Source organism: Solidesulfovibrio carbinoliphilus subsp. oakridgensis, assembly GCF_000177215.2.
Lineage (GTDB): Bacteria > Desulfobacterota > Desulfovibrionia > Desulfovibrionales > Desulfovibrionaceae > Solidesulfovibrio > Solidesulfovibrio carbinoliphilus.
This window is the reverse complement of record NZ_CM001368.1, coordinates 3,417,926-3,432,997: the sequence shown is the minus strand read 5'-3', so window position 1 is coordinate 3,432,997 and position 15,072 is coordinate 3,417,926. Positions and strand designations below refer to the sequence as shown.

At 68.7% G+C, this 15,072-nt stretch carries 15 protein-coding genes; 6 read left to right on the top strand and 9 right to left on the bottom strand.

Annotated features, from left to right (window positions below):
• Positions 1-187 precede the first annotated feature (187 nt).
• Genes DFW101_RS15010 through DFW101_RS14990 form a run of 5 tightly spaced genes read right to left on the bottom strand, consistent with a single transcriptional unit; the run spans position 188 to position 4,254 of the window.
• Positions 188-1,159: a phage major capsid protein gene (locus DFW101_RS15010; RefSeq protein WP_009182373.1), complete on the bottom strand. Its 972-nt coding sequence runs from the start codon at positions 1,157-1,159 to the stop codon at positions 188-190.
• 18 nt (positions 1,160-1,177) lie between these two features.
• Positions 1,178-1,714, bottom strand: coding sequence for a hypothetical protein (locus DFW101_RS15005; RefSeq protein WP_009182372.1), 537 nt, complete (start codon positions 1,712-1,714; stop codon positions 1,178-1,180).
• A gap of 56 nt (positions 1,715-1,770) precedes the next feature.
• Positions 1,771-2,136, bottom strand: a complete 366-nt coding sequence (locus DFW101_RS15000) for a zinc ribbon domain-containing protein (RefSeq protein ID WP_009182371.1) — start codon at positions 2,134-2,136, stop codon at positions 1,771-1,773.
• Complete coding sequence (locus DFW101_RS14995; RefSeq protein ID WP_009182370.1) at positions 2,123-3,967, bottom strand: portal protein; 1,845 nt, start codon at positions 3,965-3,967, stop codon at positions 2,123-2,125. Before DFW101_RS14995 ends, DFW101_RS15000 begins: the two co-directional genes overlap by 14 nt.
• Positions 3,967-4,254 carry a hypothetical protein gene (locus tag DFW101_RS14990; protein WP_009182369.1) on the bottom strand — a complete coding sequence of 96 codons (288 nt, stop codon included), beginning with the start codon at positions 4,252-4,254 and terminating at the stop codon, positions 3,967-3,969. Before DFW101_RS14990 ends, DFW101_RS14995 begins: the two co-directional genes overlap by 1 nt.
• Positions 4,255-4,625: 371 nt before the next feature.
• Here DFW101_RS14990 and DFW101_RS14985 point away from each other — a divergent pair, with 371 nt between their 5' ends.
• The gene (locus DFW101_RS14985) at positions 4,626-5,042 is read left to right on the top strand and encodes a hypothetical protein (RefSeq protein ID WP_009182368.1); all 417 of its coding nucleotides are present in this window, start codon (positions 4,626-4,628) and stop codon (positions 5,040-5,042) included.
• 18 nt (positions 5,043-5,060) lie between these two features.
• A complete protein-coding gene (locus DFW101_RS14980; protein ID WP_009182367.1) occupies positions 5,061-5,255 on the top strand; it encodes a hypothetical protein in 195 nt (64 codons plus the stop codon).
• 160 nt (positions 5,256-5,415) lie between these two features.
• Here DFW101_RS14980 and DFW101_RS14975 read toward each other — a convergent pair whose 3' ends face one another.
• Both DFW101_RS14975 and DFW101_RS14970 read right to left on the bottom strand, forming a co-directional pair.
• Positions 5,416-6,276, bottom strand: a complete 861-nt coding sequence (locus DFW101_RS14975; RefSeq protein ID WP_009182366.1) for a class I fructose-bisphosphate aldolase — start codon at positions 6,274-6,276, stop codon at positions 5,416-5,418.
• A gap of 29 nt (positions 6,277-6,305) precedes the next feature.
• A complete protein-coding gene (locus DFW101_RS14970; protein ID WP_009182365.1) occupies positions 6,306-7,589 on the bottom strand; it encodes an RsmB/NOP family class I SAM-dependent RNA methyltransferase in 1,284 nt (427 codons plus the stop codon).
• 123 nt (positions 7,590-7,712) lie between these two features.
• Between DFW101_RS14970 and DFW101_RS14965 the strand changes: the two genes are divergently transcribed.
• The 4 genes from DFW101_RS14965 (at position 7,713) to DFW101_RS14950 (ending at position 12,488) form a co-directional block, all read left to right on the top strand.
• Positions 7,713-8,372, top strand: a complete 660-nt coding sequence (locus DFW101_RS14965; protein ID WP_009182364.1) for a DedA family protein — start codon at positions 7,713-7,715, stop codon at positions 8,370-8,372.
• A 173-nt stretch (positions 8,373-8,545) separates the two neighbouring features.
• Positions 8,546-10,129: an alkaline phosphatase gene (locus DFW101_RS14960; protein ID WP_009182363.1), complete on the top strand. Its 1,584-nt coding sequence runs from the start codon at positions 8,546-8,548 to the stop codon at positions 10,127-10,129.
• A 223-nt stretch (positions 10,130-10,352) separates the two neighbouring features.
• Entirely contained in the window at positions 10,353-11,522 is a 1,170-nt protein-coding gene (locus tag DFW101_RS14955) for a YibE/F family protein (RefSeq protein ID WP_009182362.1), read from the top strand.
• A gap of 201 nt (positions 11,523-11,723) precedes the next feature.
• On the top strand, positions 11,724-12,488 hold the full coding sequence (locus tag DFW101_RS14950; protein WP_009182361.1) for a metallophosphoesterase family protein: 765 nt from the start codon (positions 11,724-11,726) through the stop codon (positions 12,486-12,488).
• A gap of 146 nt (positions 12,489-12,634) precedes the next feature.
• On the opposite strand, the gene cobT is transcribed toward DFW101_RS14950, so the two are convergent.
• Together cobT and DFW101_RS14940 are read right to left on the bottom strand one after the other, a co-directional pair.
• Positions 12,635-13,702 carry a nicotinate-nucleotide--dimethylbenzimidazole phosphoribosyltransferase gene (gene cobT / locus DFW101_RS14945; protein ID WP_009182359.1) on the bottom strand — a complete coding sequence of 356 codons (1,068 nt, stop codon included), beginning with the start codon at positions 13,700-13,702 and terminating at the stop codon, positions 12,635-12,637.
• A gap of 17 nt (positions 13,703-13,719) precedes the next feature.
• On the bottom strand, positions 13,720-15,048 hold the full coding sequence (locus DFW101_RS14940) for an ATP-dependent 6-phosphofructokinase (RefSeq protein ID WP_009182358.1): 1,329 nt from the start codon (positions 15,046-15,048) through the stop codon (positions 13,720-13,722).
• Between the last annotated feature and the right edge of the window lie 24 nt (positions 15,049-15,072).

The window sequence follows — 15,072 nt, the reverse complement described above, 5'->3', positions numbered from 1 at the left end:
TGTTCCTCCTTTGGTGAAGAGAAGATGCCTCCGGCGGCCGGGGGGGATCATCCCCCCCGGACCCCCCGGGCGGGGAATGCGCTCGTGTGGCGTTCGCTAAAAAATATGTTAATATTTTTTAGAAAAAAACAATTATTTAAATATGTTATTCTCGAAATTCGTATGTACGAATTTCGAGAACGCGACACTAGGACAGGTTGGTGTGGCAGGCGTGGGCCTTGCGGTTGGAGCAGATGAGGTTGCCGTGCCACAGGATCTTCATGGACCTGCCGGCCGGGCCGGCCAGGTCGACCCAGGGCTGGCGGGCGAAAAAGCCGTTCTGGTGGATGGCAAATCCCAGGTAGTTGGTGTTGATGGCAAAGCAGTGGCCGGCCGGGCAGTAGTCGTCGGCGGCCAGGACCATGCCCTCGTAGACGAGATGGGTGAAGCCGGCACTGGCCACGCCGTCGTCGGTGACGTAGCGCTGCTGGACTTGCAGGATCCGGGAGACCTTGTTGTAGAGGCTCTCGGTGGTCACGGCCACGTTGGGCTTGCCGTCGCGGCCGTCGGAGACCTTGGCCAGGCTGCGGAGCTCCTGCAGGGCCTCGAGGCTCATGGCCCCGGCCGCGTCGTTGGTCAGGCCCTTCCAGGGCGTGGTGCCGTCGGACGCCACCAGGTCGCTCTCGGCGATGCCGCCGTAGGGCTTGGCCGCGTCGGGCGAGGTCAGGGCGCGAAGGCCGGTGAGCGTCGGGGCCTCGTCGCCGGCCGCCGAATAGAGGGTGGAGGCCAGCCAGCTGGCGCAGGTCCGCTGGGCGGTTTCGAGCTTCTGGGTCACGAACTGGACGGCGGCGTAGTCCCCGGCCGCAGCCACCTCGTCGGTCAGGTAGACGGTGGCGTTGCCGTAGGCGTGCTTCCAGTGGAACGACGCGGCGTTGACCGTGACCCGGTCGTCGCTCGACAGGGTGTCGGAGCGGGTGAAAAAACCGCCCTCGGCATCGGAGTAGTTGAGCGGCACCCGGATCTTTTCGCCGCCGGCCGGACGCTCGAAGAGGCCGGCCTGACGGTTCATGAGGAGGTCCAGGAGAAAGGAGTTGCGGAAATAGATGTCCACGGCCTTGCCGCTCGACGCGGCGAAATAGTCGCTGGTGATGGCTTCGATCTCGGTCAGGGAAAGCGACATGCGGTATCCTCCTTGCGGTTAAATGCCGGCGGATTGGCGGCGGGCGGCCAGACGGGCGGCCAGCACGGCGTTTATGCCGCCGAACTGCCCGGGCGCGGCCAGCTCCGGCGCGCCGTCCCGGCCGCGCCCGGCCCCGGTCGGGGCGGCGGTGACGGTCTGGGCCAGACGCTTGGCCTTAAACCGGGCCAGGGCGTCGGCCTCGGCCTGGGACGCGGCCTCTTCCCGGGCCTTGGCCAGGGCGGCGTCGCCGGCTTCCCGGGCGGCGGCCAGATGGTGGGCGAAATAGGCCCCCACGTCGTCCAGGAGCGGATTGCCGCGCTTCTGGGCCTCCAGGACGCCGGCGGCGGACAGGTCCGTAAAATCCGGATTGTCGGCGGCGAACCGGGCGAGAAGTGCTCCGCGCTCGGCCTCCTTGCGGCGGGTTTCCACGGCGTCCAGCCGGGCTTCCAGGAGGGCATCCAGGCGGGCCTCCAGGTCGGCAAAGACCGTTTCCAGGCCGGCGATGCCGGCGTCCTCGGGAGCCGCCTTGGGCTCGCTCGTGCGGTCGGTTTCCATGACCTCCCCCTTTGGGCTTGGGTTGACGGAAATTCGAACGGGATGCGGCCAGGGCCTCAGTTGCGGCCGCGCCGGGCCGCGAACCGGTCCCAGACCTCGCGCCGGACGGACCCGCCGCCGGACGGGGCGGGCCGGGCCTCGCCGGCTTCCAGGGGCCGCAGCCCCTCGCCGCGCATCCAGCGGCGGTGGTTGGCCCGGCTGGGCTCGGCCAGAAAGGCCCGGACATGGGGCCTGGCCGAATCCTTCTCGACCACGGCGGCCACGGTTTCGAGCCAGGGAGCGTCGGCCCGGTAGGCCCGGCCGACGCCGACCAGCCGCCTGGCCGATCCGCCGCAGGCGCACCGACCCTCCCCCGCGTCCATGGCGGCCATGGCCTCGAAAACGCGGCCGCAGGCCCGGCACTCGAAGTCATAAAGCGGCATGCCTGGCCTCCCCTTCCTTCGTATCTGTCTCCGCTGCCGGAGAAGACCCACCGCTCCCCCGCCCTTCTCCCTTTCGGGAGGTCCGGGGGGGATGATCCCCCCCGGCAGGGGAGCCCGAGGGGACAGCGTCCCCTCGGTTCTTCTCTTCTCCCATCCGCTCCAGCACGGCGGCGCGGCCGGACCAGTCGAGCTTTTCGAGCAGGTCCCGGCGGTCGATGGCCCCCATTTCGTAGAGGGCCAGGGCCTCCTCGCGCTGCTGCACCTTGGAAACGGGCATGGTGGAACCGGAGACCACGGTCAGGCGGGCGGGCACGCGGCACTTGGCGCCGCTTACGGGCGCGACCGAGGCCCGGCCGTTTTCGGCGAAGCTGATCCAGCGTTCCTCGGTGTACCAGTTCTGCATGTGGCTCAGAAACATCCGGCCGCGTTCCCGGACCAGGCGAGAATAGTTGCGGATCTTGCCGCGAAGAAGCGTCGCCGCCTGCTCGATCAGGGCCGAGATGGCCTTGTAGGCGATGACCGGATGGTCCGGGGAGCCGGCCCGCTCCAGTTCGCCAAGGCCGGAGATCTGGCTGAAAAGCTCGCGGTAGATGGCCAGCACGCTTTCGATGTCCTTGGTGTTGTTGGCGAATTCCAGGTAGCGAATGCCCTGGGCCGCGGCCATGGAGGCCGGATTGACGATGCCCAGGCGATTGGTGAAGGCGGCGTTGGCCACGCCCGAATCGCGCGGATTGATGATTTTGGGCCTGGCGCAGCGGTCCTTGTGGTAGGTGAGCTGGGACAGGCATTTGTTCACTTCCGTCTGGAGCTCGGCCAGCTGCTCGAAGTCGGACGCCCCCCAAAGGCTGGCCGGATCGGTCAGGGAGTTGGCCAGGGCAAAGGGAAACCGGTCGTAGAGGTAGGTGGCCATGGCCTCGTCCGGGGTGAGGGCCGGATTGACCGAGGGATTGCCCCGGTCGGAAAGGACCAGGCCGCCGGCCCCGGCCACGGTGACGCAGCGGATACAGCCGGGGTAGCGTGGCCCGTCGGAGGTCATGGCGTAGTCCTTGACCCAGCACTCGCACACCAGCGTGGTGTCCTCAGACGGCCCGTCCGTCTGGCCCGCGCCGGCCAGCGTCCGGACCACCTCGCCGAACCGGGCGAAAAGGCCGCGCCGGCTGCCGTCGCCGGTGGCCGCCTCGCGGCGGCCGTCGCCGAGATCGGCCAGGAGGGCCGCATCGCTGGTCAGCCGGCCGGCCGCCTCGGGCCAACGCCTGGCCGCCTCGCGAAGGGTCATGGGCGTGAAATGGAGCACGGCCTCGGCGTCCTGGATGTCCGGACAGGCGGTCGGATAGACGCCAAAGGCAAAGGGATCGACCACCACGGTGCGGACCTCGCCCAGGCCGTATTCCAGGTCCGGGTCGAACACGACTTTTTCCACGGCCAGGCCGTAGGTCTCGCCGTTTAGGACCGACCGTTCGAGCACGGCCTGCTGCTCCTGCTCGGTCCACCACCAGGCGGCCGCCCGTTCGAGGGCCCGGAAAAGCTCCTCGTCGCCGGTGGGGCCGATCCGGTTGACGTTGAAGGTCGGATGGTTGTCGGTCAGCATGTTGACCGTGCGCTGGCGGTGCAGATGGAGAAGATTGGCGCTGACCAGCGGCACCCCGGGCTGGACAAGGCCCCGCCAGGCCCGGTTCTGGCCGAGCCGGTAGTGGCGGGTCCACTTCTCGTTGAGGCCAAGCCGGGCCTTGTCGCGGACCACGGCCTCCAGGAGCTCGAAGACGCGGCGGCCGACCTGGTCCGGCCGTTCGGCCGGGGGCAGGAGTGCGGTGGTCGTGACAGCGTCGGACATCACTTCCCCTCCTTTTTCGAATGGGCCTTGGCGACGCGGCGGACTGTGCCGCCGACGGGCCAGGGGCCGGTTCCGGTCTCCAGGGTGGCCCGGCCGGCCGGGTCGTAGCCCTGGGGGTGGTGGCGGCAGAAGGGACAACGGGCGGCGTCAAAGGAGGCTTCAGGATCAAAGGGCGGCGGAAAGCCGGGCTCAAGGGGGCCGAACATGGCGCCGGTCATCGGCAGGCTGAGGTCGGCGGGACTGAAGGCGGCAATGGCGGCATGGCACAGGCGGCAGCGCAGGATCATGGTTGGTCTCCCCTTTTCGCGGCGGCTTCCCGCCGCCCACAATCCCCATCAGTCCACGGATGCCGGACCAAAACCAGCCAGTTCCCGTCCGTTTTGGCGGCGAAAGGAAAAAATTCCCGGGCCCGGCCTGCCGGTTCGCCGGCAGGCCGGGCCGTGGGTCGGACGGGATTGAAGGATCTTTGACACGGCTGTTGTGGCCGGTCTCGGACTGCAAAGGGTCTTTCTGACTGAGCGCTCAGGACAGGAAGGGGATGGGAAATCCGGAAAAAGGGTCAGAGAAACGGGCTGTTGGACTCTTTTCCATTGTGGGCGTAACCGCTTTGGGATAGTACTTTTTTGAATTCCAAAAACCCCCTGGGAGGAGACGCCTTATGCTTGGGATGGAAAAGAAAGTCCGGGCTCTGTATGGCGACGATGTTGAAAGCAAAGTCAACAACCCCGTAGTGGAGGCCAAGGAAACCGCCAATTCGGCCCGGGCCGGCCTGGCCATCGCCCTTTTGGCCGTGATTCTGGCCCTTGGCGTGTACGTGGCCCTGGATGCCAAGCTGGCGGCCGTGGCCCAGTCCGTGGCCGATGTCCCGGCCAAGGTGGCGGCCGTGGAGGTCAAGGTGGCGACGTTCGAGAACCTGCCGGCCACCATCCGCAAACAGATGGCCGCCGACCGGCTGGCCGCCTTCGCGGCTTCGGCCGAAAGTCTGGCCGCCGGCCTCGATACGGCCGAGCAGAAGGCCGCCGTGGCCAAGATTTCCGAGATGGCCAAACAGCTGCAAGCCGACGTGGCCAAGTAGGGGTCTTTGGAGGACGCCATGGCTGACTTCGTTGTCGGCGTTTCCGACGGCTACCACTCCATCGCCTTTGCCGACGGCCTGGAGCCGGCCGGACGCCGCCCCTTTTCCATCACCGGGCCTTCGGCCCTCACCCAGGCCGAAAAGGACGTCCCTTCGGGCGAACCGGCCCTGGCCGAGATCCGGACCGGAAACCTGGCGGACCACAAGGCCTGAACCGGCCCGAACTTCTCCAAACGCCGAAACGGCCGCGCCCCTGGGGGCACGGCCGTTTCGGCCTGCTTGCGAACCCCTTTCGGCCATGCCGGGAGGGGTTCGCCGTTTTCGGGCCGGGGGAGGCCCCGGCCTTTTCACGGCGAAAAAACGCGTCGAACGGCTAATCCCCGGCCACGTCGCCGGCCGGGTTCCGCTCGGCCGCCTCGGCTTGGGCCTCGGCCGCCTTGACCGCGGCCACGGCCGCTTCGGCCTCGGCCAGGACCTCCGGGCCGTGCACGATTTCCACGATCCGGCGCATGGCCTCGCGCGGATTGGGATTTTGAAAGACGTTTCTGCCGATGCAGGTGCCGGACGCGCCGGCTTCGAGCGCCGCCTCGATCATGCCGGCGAAGCTCTTGAAATCCGCCTTGGACGGGCCGCCCGTCACCACCACCGGCGTGGCCGACGCCCCGACCGCCCGGCCGAAACTGCGGGCATCCCCGGAATAGGGCACGCCGGTCACGTCGGCTCCGAGCTCGGCCCCCAGGCGAATGCAGTGGTTGATGAGGCTCGGATCCATCTCGTTGACCACCCGGTCGCCCTTGGGGGCGATCAGCGCCAAAACCGGCACGCCCAGGCCATGGGCCTCGTCCACGATGGCCCCCATGTCGGCCAGCATCCGGTCTTCCATCTCGTTGGCGATGTTGACCTGCACGGCCACCATGTCGGCCCCCAGACGCAACGCCTCGGCCGCGCCGCACATGAGCGAGCGGGCGTACGGCGGCAGGCAGTGCCTCGTGCCGCCGGAAAGCTGGGCAATGGCCTGGGAAAAAAGCGGCACGTCCTGCAGGTAGGCCCGAAGCGCCCCCTTGTTGAGCACGATGCCCTGCACGGGAAATTCCCCGACCATTTCGAGCAGCCGCTGCAGCTCCTCGAGGCCGGTCAGCATCCCCTCCATCACGCCGTGGTCCAGGGGCGCGATGACCATCTTGCCCGTCAGGGGATGAAAAAGCCGCGCCAGTTTACGATCGCTCCCGTGCATGCGTCCTCCGATTGAGCGTTGAGCCTTGGTTACCTGTCAGACCACAAAAGCCGCGCGCCCTTGCGGGCCAGAAACCCCAGGGGCAGCCCCCGGTAATAGAGGCCGGGCCTTGGCGGCAGATCGCCGGCCGGCAGGCTCTGGCCGGCCAGGAGCGCCTCGATACGGCAAAGCGCCTCCTCGTTCAACCCCGCCGCCGGCCCGGCCGGCGGCACCAGCAGCCGGGCCCGGGCGCTCGGCCGGAACACGCCGGCCCGGTACGTGCCCAGGGCGTGGCCCTGGAACCGGAAGCCGGCCGGCAGCATGGCCGCCCCGGCCGGCAGGAAAAACACCTTCTCGCCAAAGGCCCGGACCGCCCCGGCCGGCAGCCCGGCCGGATCGCAGCCCGCCGCCCGAAGGGCCTTTTCCGGCACAGGCGCGCCCGGCAGTTCCCGGTCTTCCCGGACGACCGGCGTTCCTCCCGCCTTTTCGAAAAAAGCCATGTAAAAGCCCTGGGCCGCCGAGGCGGCGCTGTCCACCCGCAGGACGCCCGAAACATCGTCCCGGCGCGGGGCCTCGAACACGAACCCGGCCGGCGGGGCCAGCGGCACCGGGACCAGCGGCAGGCTCTCCAGGGCGAACCGCGTCTGGTCCTCGTTTTCCGCCACATTGGTGGTGCAGGTGGAATAGAGGAGCCGCCCGCCCGGGGCCAGGAGATTCGCAGCCGTGGCCAGGAGCTTGCGTTGCAGGGCAATAAGCGGCGCGACCTTTTCCCCGCTCCAGATTTTCGCGGCCTGGGGATTTTTATCCAGGGTCCCCCAGCCGCTGCACGGCGGATCGAGCAGGATGTGCGTGAACGCCCCCTCGGGCAGGTGCGGCGACAGGTCGGCCTGGGAGCAGGTGGCCGCGTTGGCGAGACTTTCCCGGAAAAGGGTCTGGCGCAGGGTGGCCAGCCGGTCCGGCGAGGGCTCGTTGCCAAGGACGAAACCGGTCGGCCCGACAAGCTGGGCCAAAAAGCCGGTCTTGCCGCCAGGGGCCGCGCACATGTCGAGCACCCGGGCCCCGGCCGGCGGGTCGAGCAAGAGCGGCGGCAGCATGGACGACCGGTCCTGGATGTGGATGCAGCCGAACCGCGCGGCCAGGGACGCGCCAAGGGCCGTGGGCTCGGCCACGATGCGCCGGCACCACGGGGAGAACGGCTCGGGCTCGGCCACATGCCCCGTGGCCCCGAGCAGGGCCTCGACCAGGGGAACTTCGCTTGGGGAACAGACCAGCCGGAAGGAACGGCCGGACGTGCGGGGAGCCTCCCCCGCCGGGGTCACATCGCAAGACGCCATGGGGCACCCTACTGCGCCGGCCGCCCCTTGGGAAGCCCCGGCCGGGCACAAGCCCCTTGCCAAACGCTCCCGTGCTGCCTATGCAATGGCCGCCCGCCATCGCCCGAAAAGGAGTGCGCCTGCATGGATTTCCTGATGCATCTCGTCGACATCGTCCTGCACGTCGACAAATACCTCAATGCCATCGCCGCCGACTACGGCACCTGGACCTACTTCATTTTGTTCATGATCGTCTTTTGCGAGACCGGGCTTGTGGTCACGCCGTTTCTGCCCGGCGACTCCCTGCTCTTTGCCACGGGGGCGCTGTGCGGCGGCGGGGTCCTGGACCCCAACATCATCTTCGGCCTGCTCGTGGCCGCGGCCTTCATCGGCGACAACCTCAACTACTGGATCGGCCGCCGGGTCGGACCGGCTGTTTTCGAGCGGGAAAAGACCCGGTTTTTCAAGAAGGAATACCTGCTCAAGGCCCACGCCTTCTACGAACGCCACGGCGGCAAGACCGTCATCCTGGCCCGGTTCGTGCCGATCGTGCGCACCTTTTCCCCCTTCGTCGCCGGCATCGCCCGCATGACCTACGCCCACTTCCTGGCCTACAGCATCGCCGGCGCGGTCATCTGGGTGGCGATTTTCGTCTACACCGGCTACTTCTTCGGCAACCTGCCGTTTATCAAGAAAAATTTCAGCGTGGCCATCCTCGTCATCATCTTCATCTCCATCCTGCCCGGCATCATCGAATACATCCGCCACCGCCGCGCCGCCGCTGCGGCGGCGGAGGCGGAATAGGGGGAGAAGGGGGAGAAGAGAAGATGCCTCCGGCGGCCGGGAGGGGGTGACCCCCTCCCGGACCCTCCCCAACGGGGGAATCGGGGAGTGCGGCAACTGCAATCGGGTTGCCATGGGGTTGTCACCAGGCCGGGGCTAGGGCCTTGCGGAGAACCGCAACGGAGGTAACACCCATGCGCCGATACGCCCTGCCGCCCTTTGCGGCGTCTTCCATCAACCGCGTGGCCTGGATCGTCCTGGCCGTCCTGTTTCTGGCCGCGGCCACGGTTCGGGCCGATTCCGGCCAAGCCCCGAAATACGTCTTCCTGTTCATCGGCGACGGCATGGCCCTGGCCCAGCGCAGCGCGGCCGAGTACTTCCTGGCCGCCAAGGAGGGCAAGCCCGGCCCCGGCGCCGTCCGGCTAGCCATGAACCGGATGCCGGTCCAGGGCCTGACCGCCACCTCGTCCCTCAACTCCATCATCACCGACTCGGGCGCGGCCGGCACGGCCATCGCCTCGGGCGTCAAGACCTACAACGGCGCCATCGGCGTCGACGGCGCGAAAAACCCCGTGCCCACCCTGGCCGAAAAGGCCCGGGACAAGGGCATGAAGGTCGGCATCATCTCCAGCGTGTCCCTGGACCACGCCACCCCGGCCTGCTTCTATTCCCATCAGGCCAGCCGCAACAACTACTACGAAATCGCCCTGGACGCGGCCAAAAGCGGCTTCGACTACTTCGGCGGCGGCGGCTTCAAGGACCCGGCCGGCAAGAAGTCGAAGACGGACGGCGAGAAGCCAAACGCCCTCGACGCCATGCGGACCGCCGGCTACACCGTGGCCGACACCAGAGAGGCCATCCTGGCCGCCAAGCCCGGCACCAAACTCGTGGCCGTCAATCCCGAACTCGATGCCGACAAGGCCCTGCCCTACGCCCTTGACGCTGACGGAGGCGGGGACGACAAGGGCCTGACGCTGGCCCAGTACACCACCAAGGGCATCGAACTGCTCGACAACCCCAAGGGCTTTTTCCTCATGGTCGAAGGTGGCAAGATCGACTGGGCCTGCCACGCCAACGACGCCGCCGCCTCGATCAGCGACACCCTGGCCTTTGACGCCGCCGTGGCCGAGGCCGTCGCCTTTGCCAAGGCCCACCCCGACGAGACCTTGATCGTGGTCACCGGCGACCACGAATGCGGCGGCCTGACGCTCGGCTTCGCCGGCACCCGCTACGGCAACTACTACGATTACTTGAAAAGCCAGAAGGACTCGTTCCTCAGGTTCGCGGCCGCCCTGGCGGAATACAAAAAGACCCACGACGCGACGACGGCCAGGTTCGAGGATGTCGCACCCCTGATCAAGGAAAGTTTCGGCCTCGTCGTGCCGACCGCCGCCGACCTCGAAGCCATGAAGGCCGCGCCCAAGCCCAACGAGGACAACACCTCGCCGGCCGACCCCCACGGCCTGTATTTCAAGGAATTCGAACTGGCCGCCGTCAAGGAAGCCTTTGGTCGCAGCATGCAAAACGAGAAGGAAAAGCCGGGCAACGAAATGGACTACCGGGCCTACGGCGGCTACGAGCCCCTGGCCGTGACCCTGACCCATATCCTGGGCAACAAGGCCGGCATCGGTTGGACCAGCTACTCCCACACCGGCGTGCCCGTCGTCACCTCGGCCCAGGGCCCCGGAGCCCAGGCCTTCGCCGGCTACTACGACAACACCGACCTGTCGAAAAAAATGGCGGCGGCCCTCGGCGAGACGGCCGTGGCCAGCAATTAGGCAGAGATGCCTCCGGCGGCCAGGAGAGGCTCTGCCTCTCCTGGACCTCACCGCCGGGGGGGATCATCCCCCCCGGACCCCCCGAAAGGGGGAGACATGGGGCTGTGGCGGGCGCGAAGGTGTCGCACCGTTGCAGCCCCATGAGCGTTTGGGGCGGGTCGGATGGGAATATAAAAAAAGCGTGGCAACGGCTGTGTGGCCGCGCGCCGCGCCAAAGGTCCGCATGCAGCTTTCCGCTTTTCTCCCGCGCCGGGAGGCCCTGCTTCTTCTGGTCTTCGCCGCGCTGACCGTTGGCCTCTGGTACTGGCCGACCGGGTTTGAGGACCGGCTGCCGGCCGACGCGGTGCAGGTCAAGGCCCGCATCCTCGATGTCGACAACACCCATGTGCGCCAATACGGCATCGTGCGCGAGGGCGAGCAGCGGGTCACGGCCGAGCCGGTCTCGGGGCCGTTTGCCGGACAGAAAATCGTGGCCGACAACATCCTGCTCGGCAAGCTGGAGCTGGACAAGGTCTTCGCTCCGGGCGACACCGCCCTGCTCGTCCTGTCGCTACGGGGCGGGAAAATCGTCTCGGCCGTGGCCCAGGACCACTGGCGGCTCGGGTTGCAGGGCGGACTCCTCGCCCTTTTCGCCCTGGCTCTGGTCCTCTACGCCGGCCTGACCGGGGCCAAGGCCGTGCTGTCCTTTCTCTTCGCCGCCCTGCTTTTGTGGAAGGTCCTGGTGCCGCTTTTCCTGCGCGGCCACGATCCGCTTTTCGTGGCCCTGGGCGTCCTCGGGGTGCTTATGGCCGGCATCGTCTTTCTGGTCGGCGGAGCCAACCGCCGGTCCCTGGCCGCCTATCTCGGGTCCTTGGGCGGCGTGGCCGTCACCTGCCTGCTCGCCGTGGCCACGGCCCCGGGTTTCGCCCTGCCCGGCGCGGTGCGCCCCTTTGCCGAGACGCTCCTCTACACCGGCTACGCCCACCTGGACCTGGGGCGGATGTTTCTGGCCACCATCTGCCTGGGGGCCAGCGGGGCCATCATGGACGTGGCCATGGACGTGGCCGCGAGCCAGGCCGAGGTAGCCGGCCACCACCCGGAGATCACCGCCGGCCGCCTGTGCCTGTCCGGGCTGCGAGTCGGCCGGGTGGTGGTCGGGACCATGGCCACCACCCTGCTGCTCGCCTACTGCGGCGGCAGCCTGGCCCTGCTCATGGTCTTTATGGCCCAGGGCGTGCCGCTCACAAACGTCGCCACCATGCCGCATGTGGCGGCCGAGATCGCCAACACCCTGGTCGGCAGCTTCGGGCTGGTCACCGCCGCGCCCCTGACCGCCGTGGCCGGGGCCCTGCTCCTGCGCCGGAAGCCGGCCGGGTCGGCCCAGGCCCCGCCGCAGGCCCGCGACGCCTCGTAGGGCACCGGCAGCCAGACAGAGCCCTGGCCCTGGGGCCGGATGCGCCCCCAACCCGGGAAAACCCTTTGCCGGCAGGTGCCGCAGCGGCCGGGGGCACAAGAGGCTTCCGGTCCGGGCCGGGCCGGTGTAAGCCGTCCCCCTGGCGCGGACGTCCGCGCCCCACCTCCAACCGGCCGCCTCGCCGGCCGATCCGAAAGAGCCATGGCTTTCCACGATACCCCCGACACCCCTGCCCCCCCTGACGCCCCTGTGACTCCCGCCCCATCCGACACCGACGGCAAGCTGATCGCCATAGGCGACGTCCACGGCCAGAGCGACGCCCTGCGTCGTCTGCTGGACGACCTGCCCTACACGCCCGGCCGCGACCGGCTGATTTTTCTGGGAGACTACATCAACCGGGGACCGGACACCCGGGGGGTGCTGGAAATCCTGGCCACCATCCGCCGGGACGATCCGGGCGCGGTCTTCTGTCTGGGGAACCACGAGGAGGCGCTGCTGCGCTATGCCGCCGGCGGCGATCCGGAGGATTTGCGCCTGCTGCGCACGCTCGGCATCGAGACCACGCTTGAAAGCTACGGCGACCTGACGGCCGCCTCCCTGGCCGGACTGGCCTTCCTGCCGGAAGCGCACCGGGAGTTTCTTCTGGGCCTCGAATCCTTTCGCCGCATCGGACCCTACGTCTTCGTCCACGCCGGCCTGCCCGGGGGGCTGCCGCCCGAGGCCTGTCCGCCGGACTGCCTGCTGTCGGTGCGGGGGGCGTTTCTGACGGGACCTGTGCCCGAGGGCCTGACGGTGGTTTTCGGCCACACCACCAGCCGCACGCCGCTGGTCGCGCCGGGCAAGATCGGCCTGGACACGGGCGCAGCCTGGGGCGGCGCCCTCACAGCGCTCGTCCTCCCGGACATGGTCTTCCTCCATGCCCCGGGCGAACGCTTCCTGCCCGCCACCAAATCCGTCAAATCCTAGCCGGCCCCAGCCGGTCCCCACGCCTTCACTGCCACTGCGCCCCATTTCCCCCTTCCAGGGGGTCCGGGGGGGATGATCCCCCCCGGCGGAGAGGTCCAGGAGAGGCAGCGCCTCTCCTGGCCGCCGGAGGCCTCTTTTCTCTTCTTCTACTCGCCCGCGCTGACGCCGGCTGCGGCGAAGGTGGCCATGTTGTTGTAGATGTTGGCGCTGGCCCGCAGGAGAAAGAGGGCGAGCGCCGCGCCCGTGCCTTCGCCGAGGCGAAGGCCCAGGTCCAGGAGCGGCTTCTGGCCCATGGCCGCCATGATGGCCTGGTAGCCGGGCTCGGCCGAGGCGTGGCTCAGGAAGGCGTAGTCGGCCACGGCCGGGGCCATGGCCCGGGCGGCGGTGTAGGCGGCGGTGGAGATGAACCCGTCCACGGCAATGGGCAGCTTGTTCGCCGCCGCGCCAAGGACCAGCCCGGCCAGACAGGCGATTTCGAGGCCCCCGAGGGCGGCCAGGATGGCGACGGGATCGCCCGAGGCCAGGACGTCGGCATGGAGGGCCAGGGCCCGGCCGATGATCCCGGCCTTGCGGCAGACACCCTTGGCGTCAAGACCGGTGCCCGGGCCGGTGATGGCCTCGGGAGCAAGGTGCAGGTAGGCGCAGAAAAGGGCCGTGGACGGCGTGGTGTTGGCAATGCCCATGTCGCCGGTGCCAAGGGCCTTGATGCCCTCGGCCTTGGCCGAGGCGGCCAGGGACGCGCCGAGAAGGAGCGCCTGTTCGCAGACCTCGCGGCTCATGGCCGGACCGGCGGCCAGATTGGCCGTGCCGGAGGCCACCCGGCAGCCGGCGAAGCGCGGATGGGCGGCAAAGGGCTCGCCGAGGCAGCCGGCGTCCACCACCCGGATGTCCACTCCGGCCGTGTCGCCAAGGACGTTAATGCCGGCCCCGCCGGCCAGGAAGTTGGCCACCATCTGGCGGGTGACCGCCTGGGGGAAAAGGCTCACGCCTTCGTCGGCCACGCCGTGGTCGCCGGCGCAGACGTAGATCCGGGCCGGGTCCACGGTCGGGGCCGCGCCGCCGGAGATGGCGAAAAGCCGGGCGGCCAGTTCCTCCAGGCGGCCGAGGCTGCCGCGCGGCTTGGTCAGGTTGTCGAGGTGGGCCGCGGCCACGGGGAAAAGGGTCTGGTCCACGGGGCGGATGGCGGAAAAAACCTCGGACAGGGTCAGGGACATGGAAGCTCCTTGCAACTCTAGGAGGGATCGGCCGCGAAGCGGGGCTGGCCTGTGGAGTCGAGCACGGCCTGCCAGTAGTCGGAACGGATGTCGATGTGTTTTCGCTCGCGGGTGGTCAGCGGCAGGGGCACATGGACGTAGCGGTCGTTGACCGTGCCAATCATGAGCCCGGTCTTGCCGGCCATGCCGGCATGGACGGCCAGCCGGCCGAGAAAGCCGCAGTAGACGGCGTCGGCGGTGTTGGCCGGCACGGCCCGCACGATGTAGCTCGGGTCGATGATCTTGAGGGTCACGGGCAGGCCCTGGCCCTTGAAATGGCGTTTTATTTCGGAAGCGAGCAGGCCGCAGAAATCCCCGAGCACCGGGTTGCCCGATGGATCGGTCCGGCCGGTCGGGGGCACCAGATGCTGGCCTGCGCCCTCGGCGGCCACGATCACGGCGTGGCCGCGCCGGGCAAGCCTGTCCGACAGGGCGTCGAGAACGCCGCCCGGGCCGGAAAGGGCGAACCGCTCCTCGGGCACGAGGACCATGTTGACGTGCTTGAGGCCCATGCTGGCCTCGGCCGCGATGAAGCCGGACTGGCGGCCCATGAGCTTGACCAGGCCGATGCCGTAGGGGGCGCCGAGGGCCTCGACATGGGCGCAGGCGATGGACTCGGTGGCCTGTTCCACGGCGGTCAGGAAGCCGAAGGAGCGGGACACGAAGTGGATGTCGTTGTCCACGGTCTTGGGGATGCAGACGATGCCGATGGCCAGCCCCCGCCCGGCGATTTCGGCCTGGATGGCCGAGGCGGCCCGCATGGTGCCGACCCCGCCGATGAAGACGCAAAAGCCGATGCCGAGCCGCTCCAGGGCGTCCACGATCTCGTCCACGGGCTGGGGCCCGCGCGAGGAGCCGAGGATGGTGCCGCCGAACTGGTGGATCTCGGCCACGCTTTCCGGGGAAAACTCCAGCACGTCGTGGCGGCACGAGGGCATGAAACCGCGCAGCCCGTAGCGGATGCCAAGGGTCGCGGCCGCCCCGTACTGGTGGTGGGCCTCCATGACGACGGACCGGATGACGTCGTTTATGCCCGGACAGATGCCGCCGCAGGTGACGATGGCGATCTTGGTCTTGTGCGGGGTGAAAAAGATCTTCTCCCGGGGCCCGGCCTCCTCGAAAAAGACCGGCTCCGCGCCGTCGCAGGAGACCGTGCCCCGGCCGATGCCGACCAGGACGCCCGCATCGTCGGCCACGAACGTCCCGGCCCGTTTGGGATTGTCGCAGGCCGGCCGGCCGAGCGTCGGCACGGCCGTGTCCGCCGGGGTCAGGGTCAGGTCGGGGGCGGCATCCTTGTTGTTGCGCATGGCGACTCCTTGCGGCATCTACGG

What these genes read in the sequence shown, in the direction of transcription:
- cobT (WP_009182359.1), bottom strand. Translation starts at nt 13,702, where the DNA reads ATGTCCCTGACCCTGTCCGAGGTTTTTTCCGCCATCCGCCCCGTGGAC.
- DFW101_RS14985 (WP_009182368.1), top strand. Translation starts at nt 4,626, where the DNA reads ATGCTTGGGATGGAAAAGAAAGTCCGGGCTCTGTATGGCGACGATGTT.
- DFW101_RS15005 (WP_009182372.1), bottom strand. Translation starts at nt 1,714, where the DNA reads ATGGAAACCGACCGCACGAGCGAGCCCAAGGCGGCTCCCGAGGACGCC.
- DFW101_RS14970 (WP_009182365.1), bottom strand. Translation starts at nt 7,589, where the DNA reads ATGGCGTCTTGCGATGTGACCCCGGCGGGGGAGGCTCCCCGCACGTCC.
- DFW101_RS14960 (WP_009182363.1), top strand. Translation starts at nt 8,546, where the DNA reads ATGCGCCGATACGCCCTGCCGCCCTTTGCGGCGTCTTCCATCAACCGC.
- DFW101_RS14955 (WP_009182362.1), top strand. Translation starts at nt 10,353, where the DNA reads ATGCAGCTTTCCGCTTTTCTCCCGCGCCGGGAGGCCCTGCTTCTTCTG.
- DFW101_RS14990 (WP_009182369.1), bottom strand. Translation starts at nt 4,254, where the DNA reads ATGATCCTGCGCTGCCGCCTGTGCCATGCCGCCATTGCCGCCTTCAGT.
- DFW101_RS14975 (WP_009182366.1), bottom strand. Translation starts at nt 6,276, where the DNA reads ATGCACGGGAGCGATCGTAAACTGGCGCGGCTTTTTCATCCCCTGACG.
- DFW101_RS14950 (WP_009182361.1), top strand. Translation starts at nt 11,724, where the DNA reads ATGGCTTTCCACGATACCCCCGACACCCCTGCCCCCCCTGACGCCCCT.
- DFW101_RS15010 (WP_009182373.1), bottom strand. Translation starts at nt 1,159, where the DNA reads ATGTCGCTTTCCCTGACCGAGATCGAAGCCATCACCAGCGACTATTTC.
- DFW101_RS14980 (WP_009182367.1), top strand. Translation starts at nt 5,061, where the DNA reads ATGGCTGACTTCGTTGTCGGCGTTTCCGACGGCTACCACTCCATCGCC.
- DFW101_RS14965 (WP_009182364.1), top strand. Translation starts at nt 7,713, where the DNA reads ATGGATTTCCTGATGCATCTCGTCGACATCGTCCTGCACGTCGACAAA.
- DFW101_RS15000 (WP_009182371.1), bottom strand. Translation starts at nt 2,136, where the DNA reads ATGCCGCTTTATGACTTCGAGTGCCGGGCCTGCGGCCGCGTTTTCGAG.
- DFW101_RS14940 (WP_009182358.1), bottom strand. Translation starts at nt 15,048, where the DNA reads ATGCGCAACAACAAGGATGCCGCCCCCGACCTGACCCTGACCCCGGCG.
- DFW101_RS14995 (WP_009182370.1), bottom strand. Translation starts at nt 3,967, where the DNA reads ATGTCCGACGCTGTCACGACCACCGCACTCCTGCCCCCGGCCGAACGG.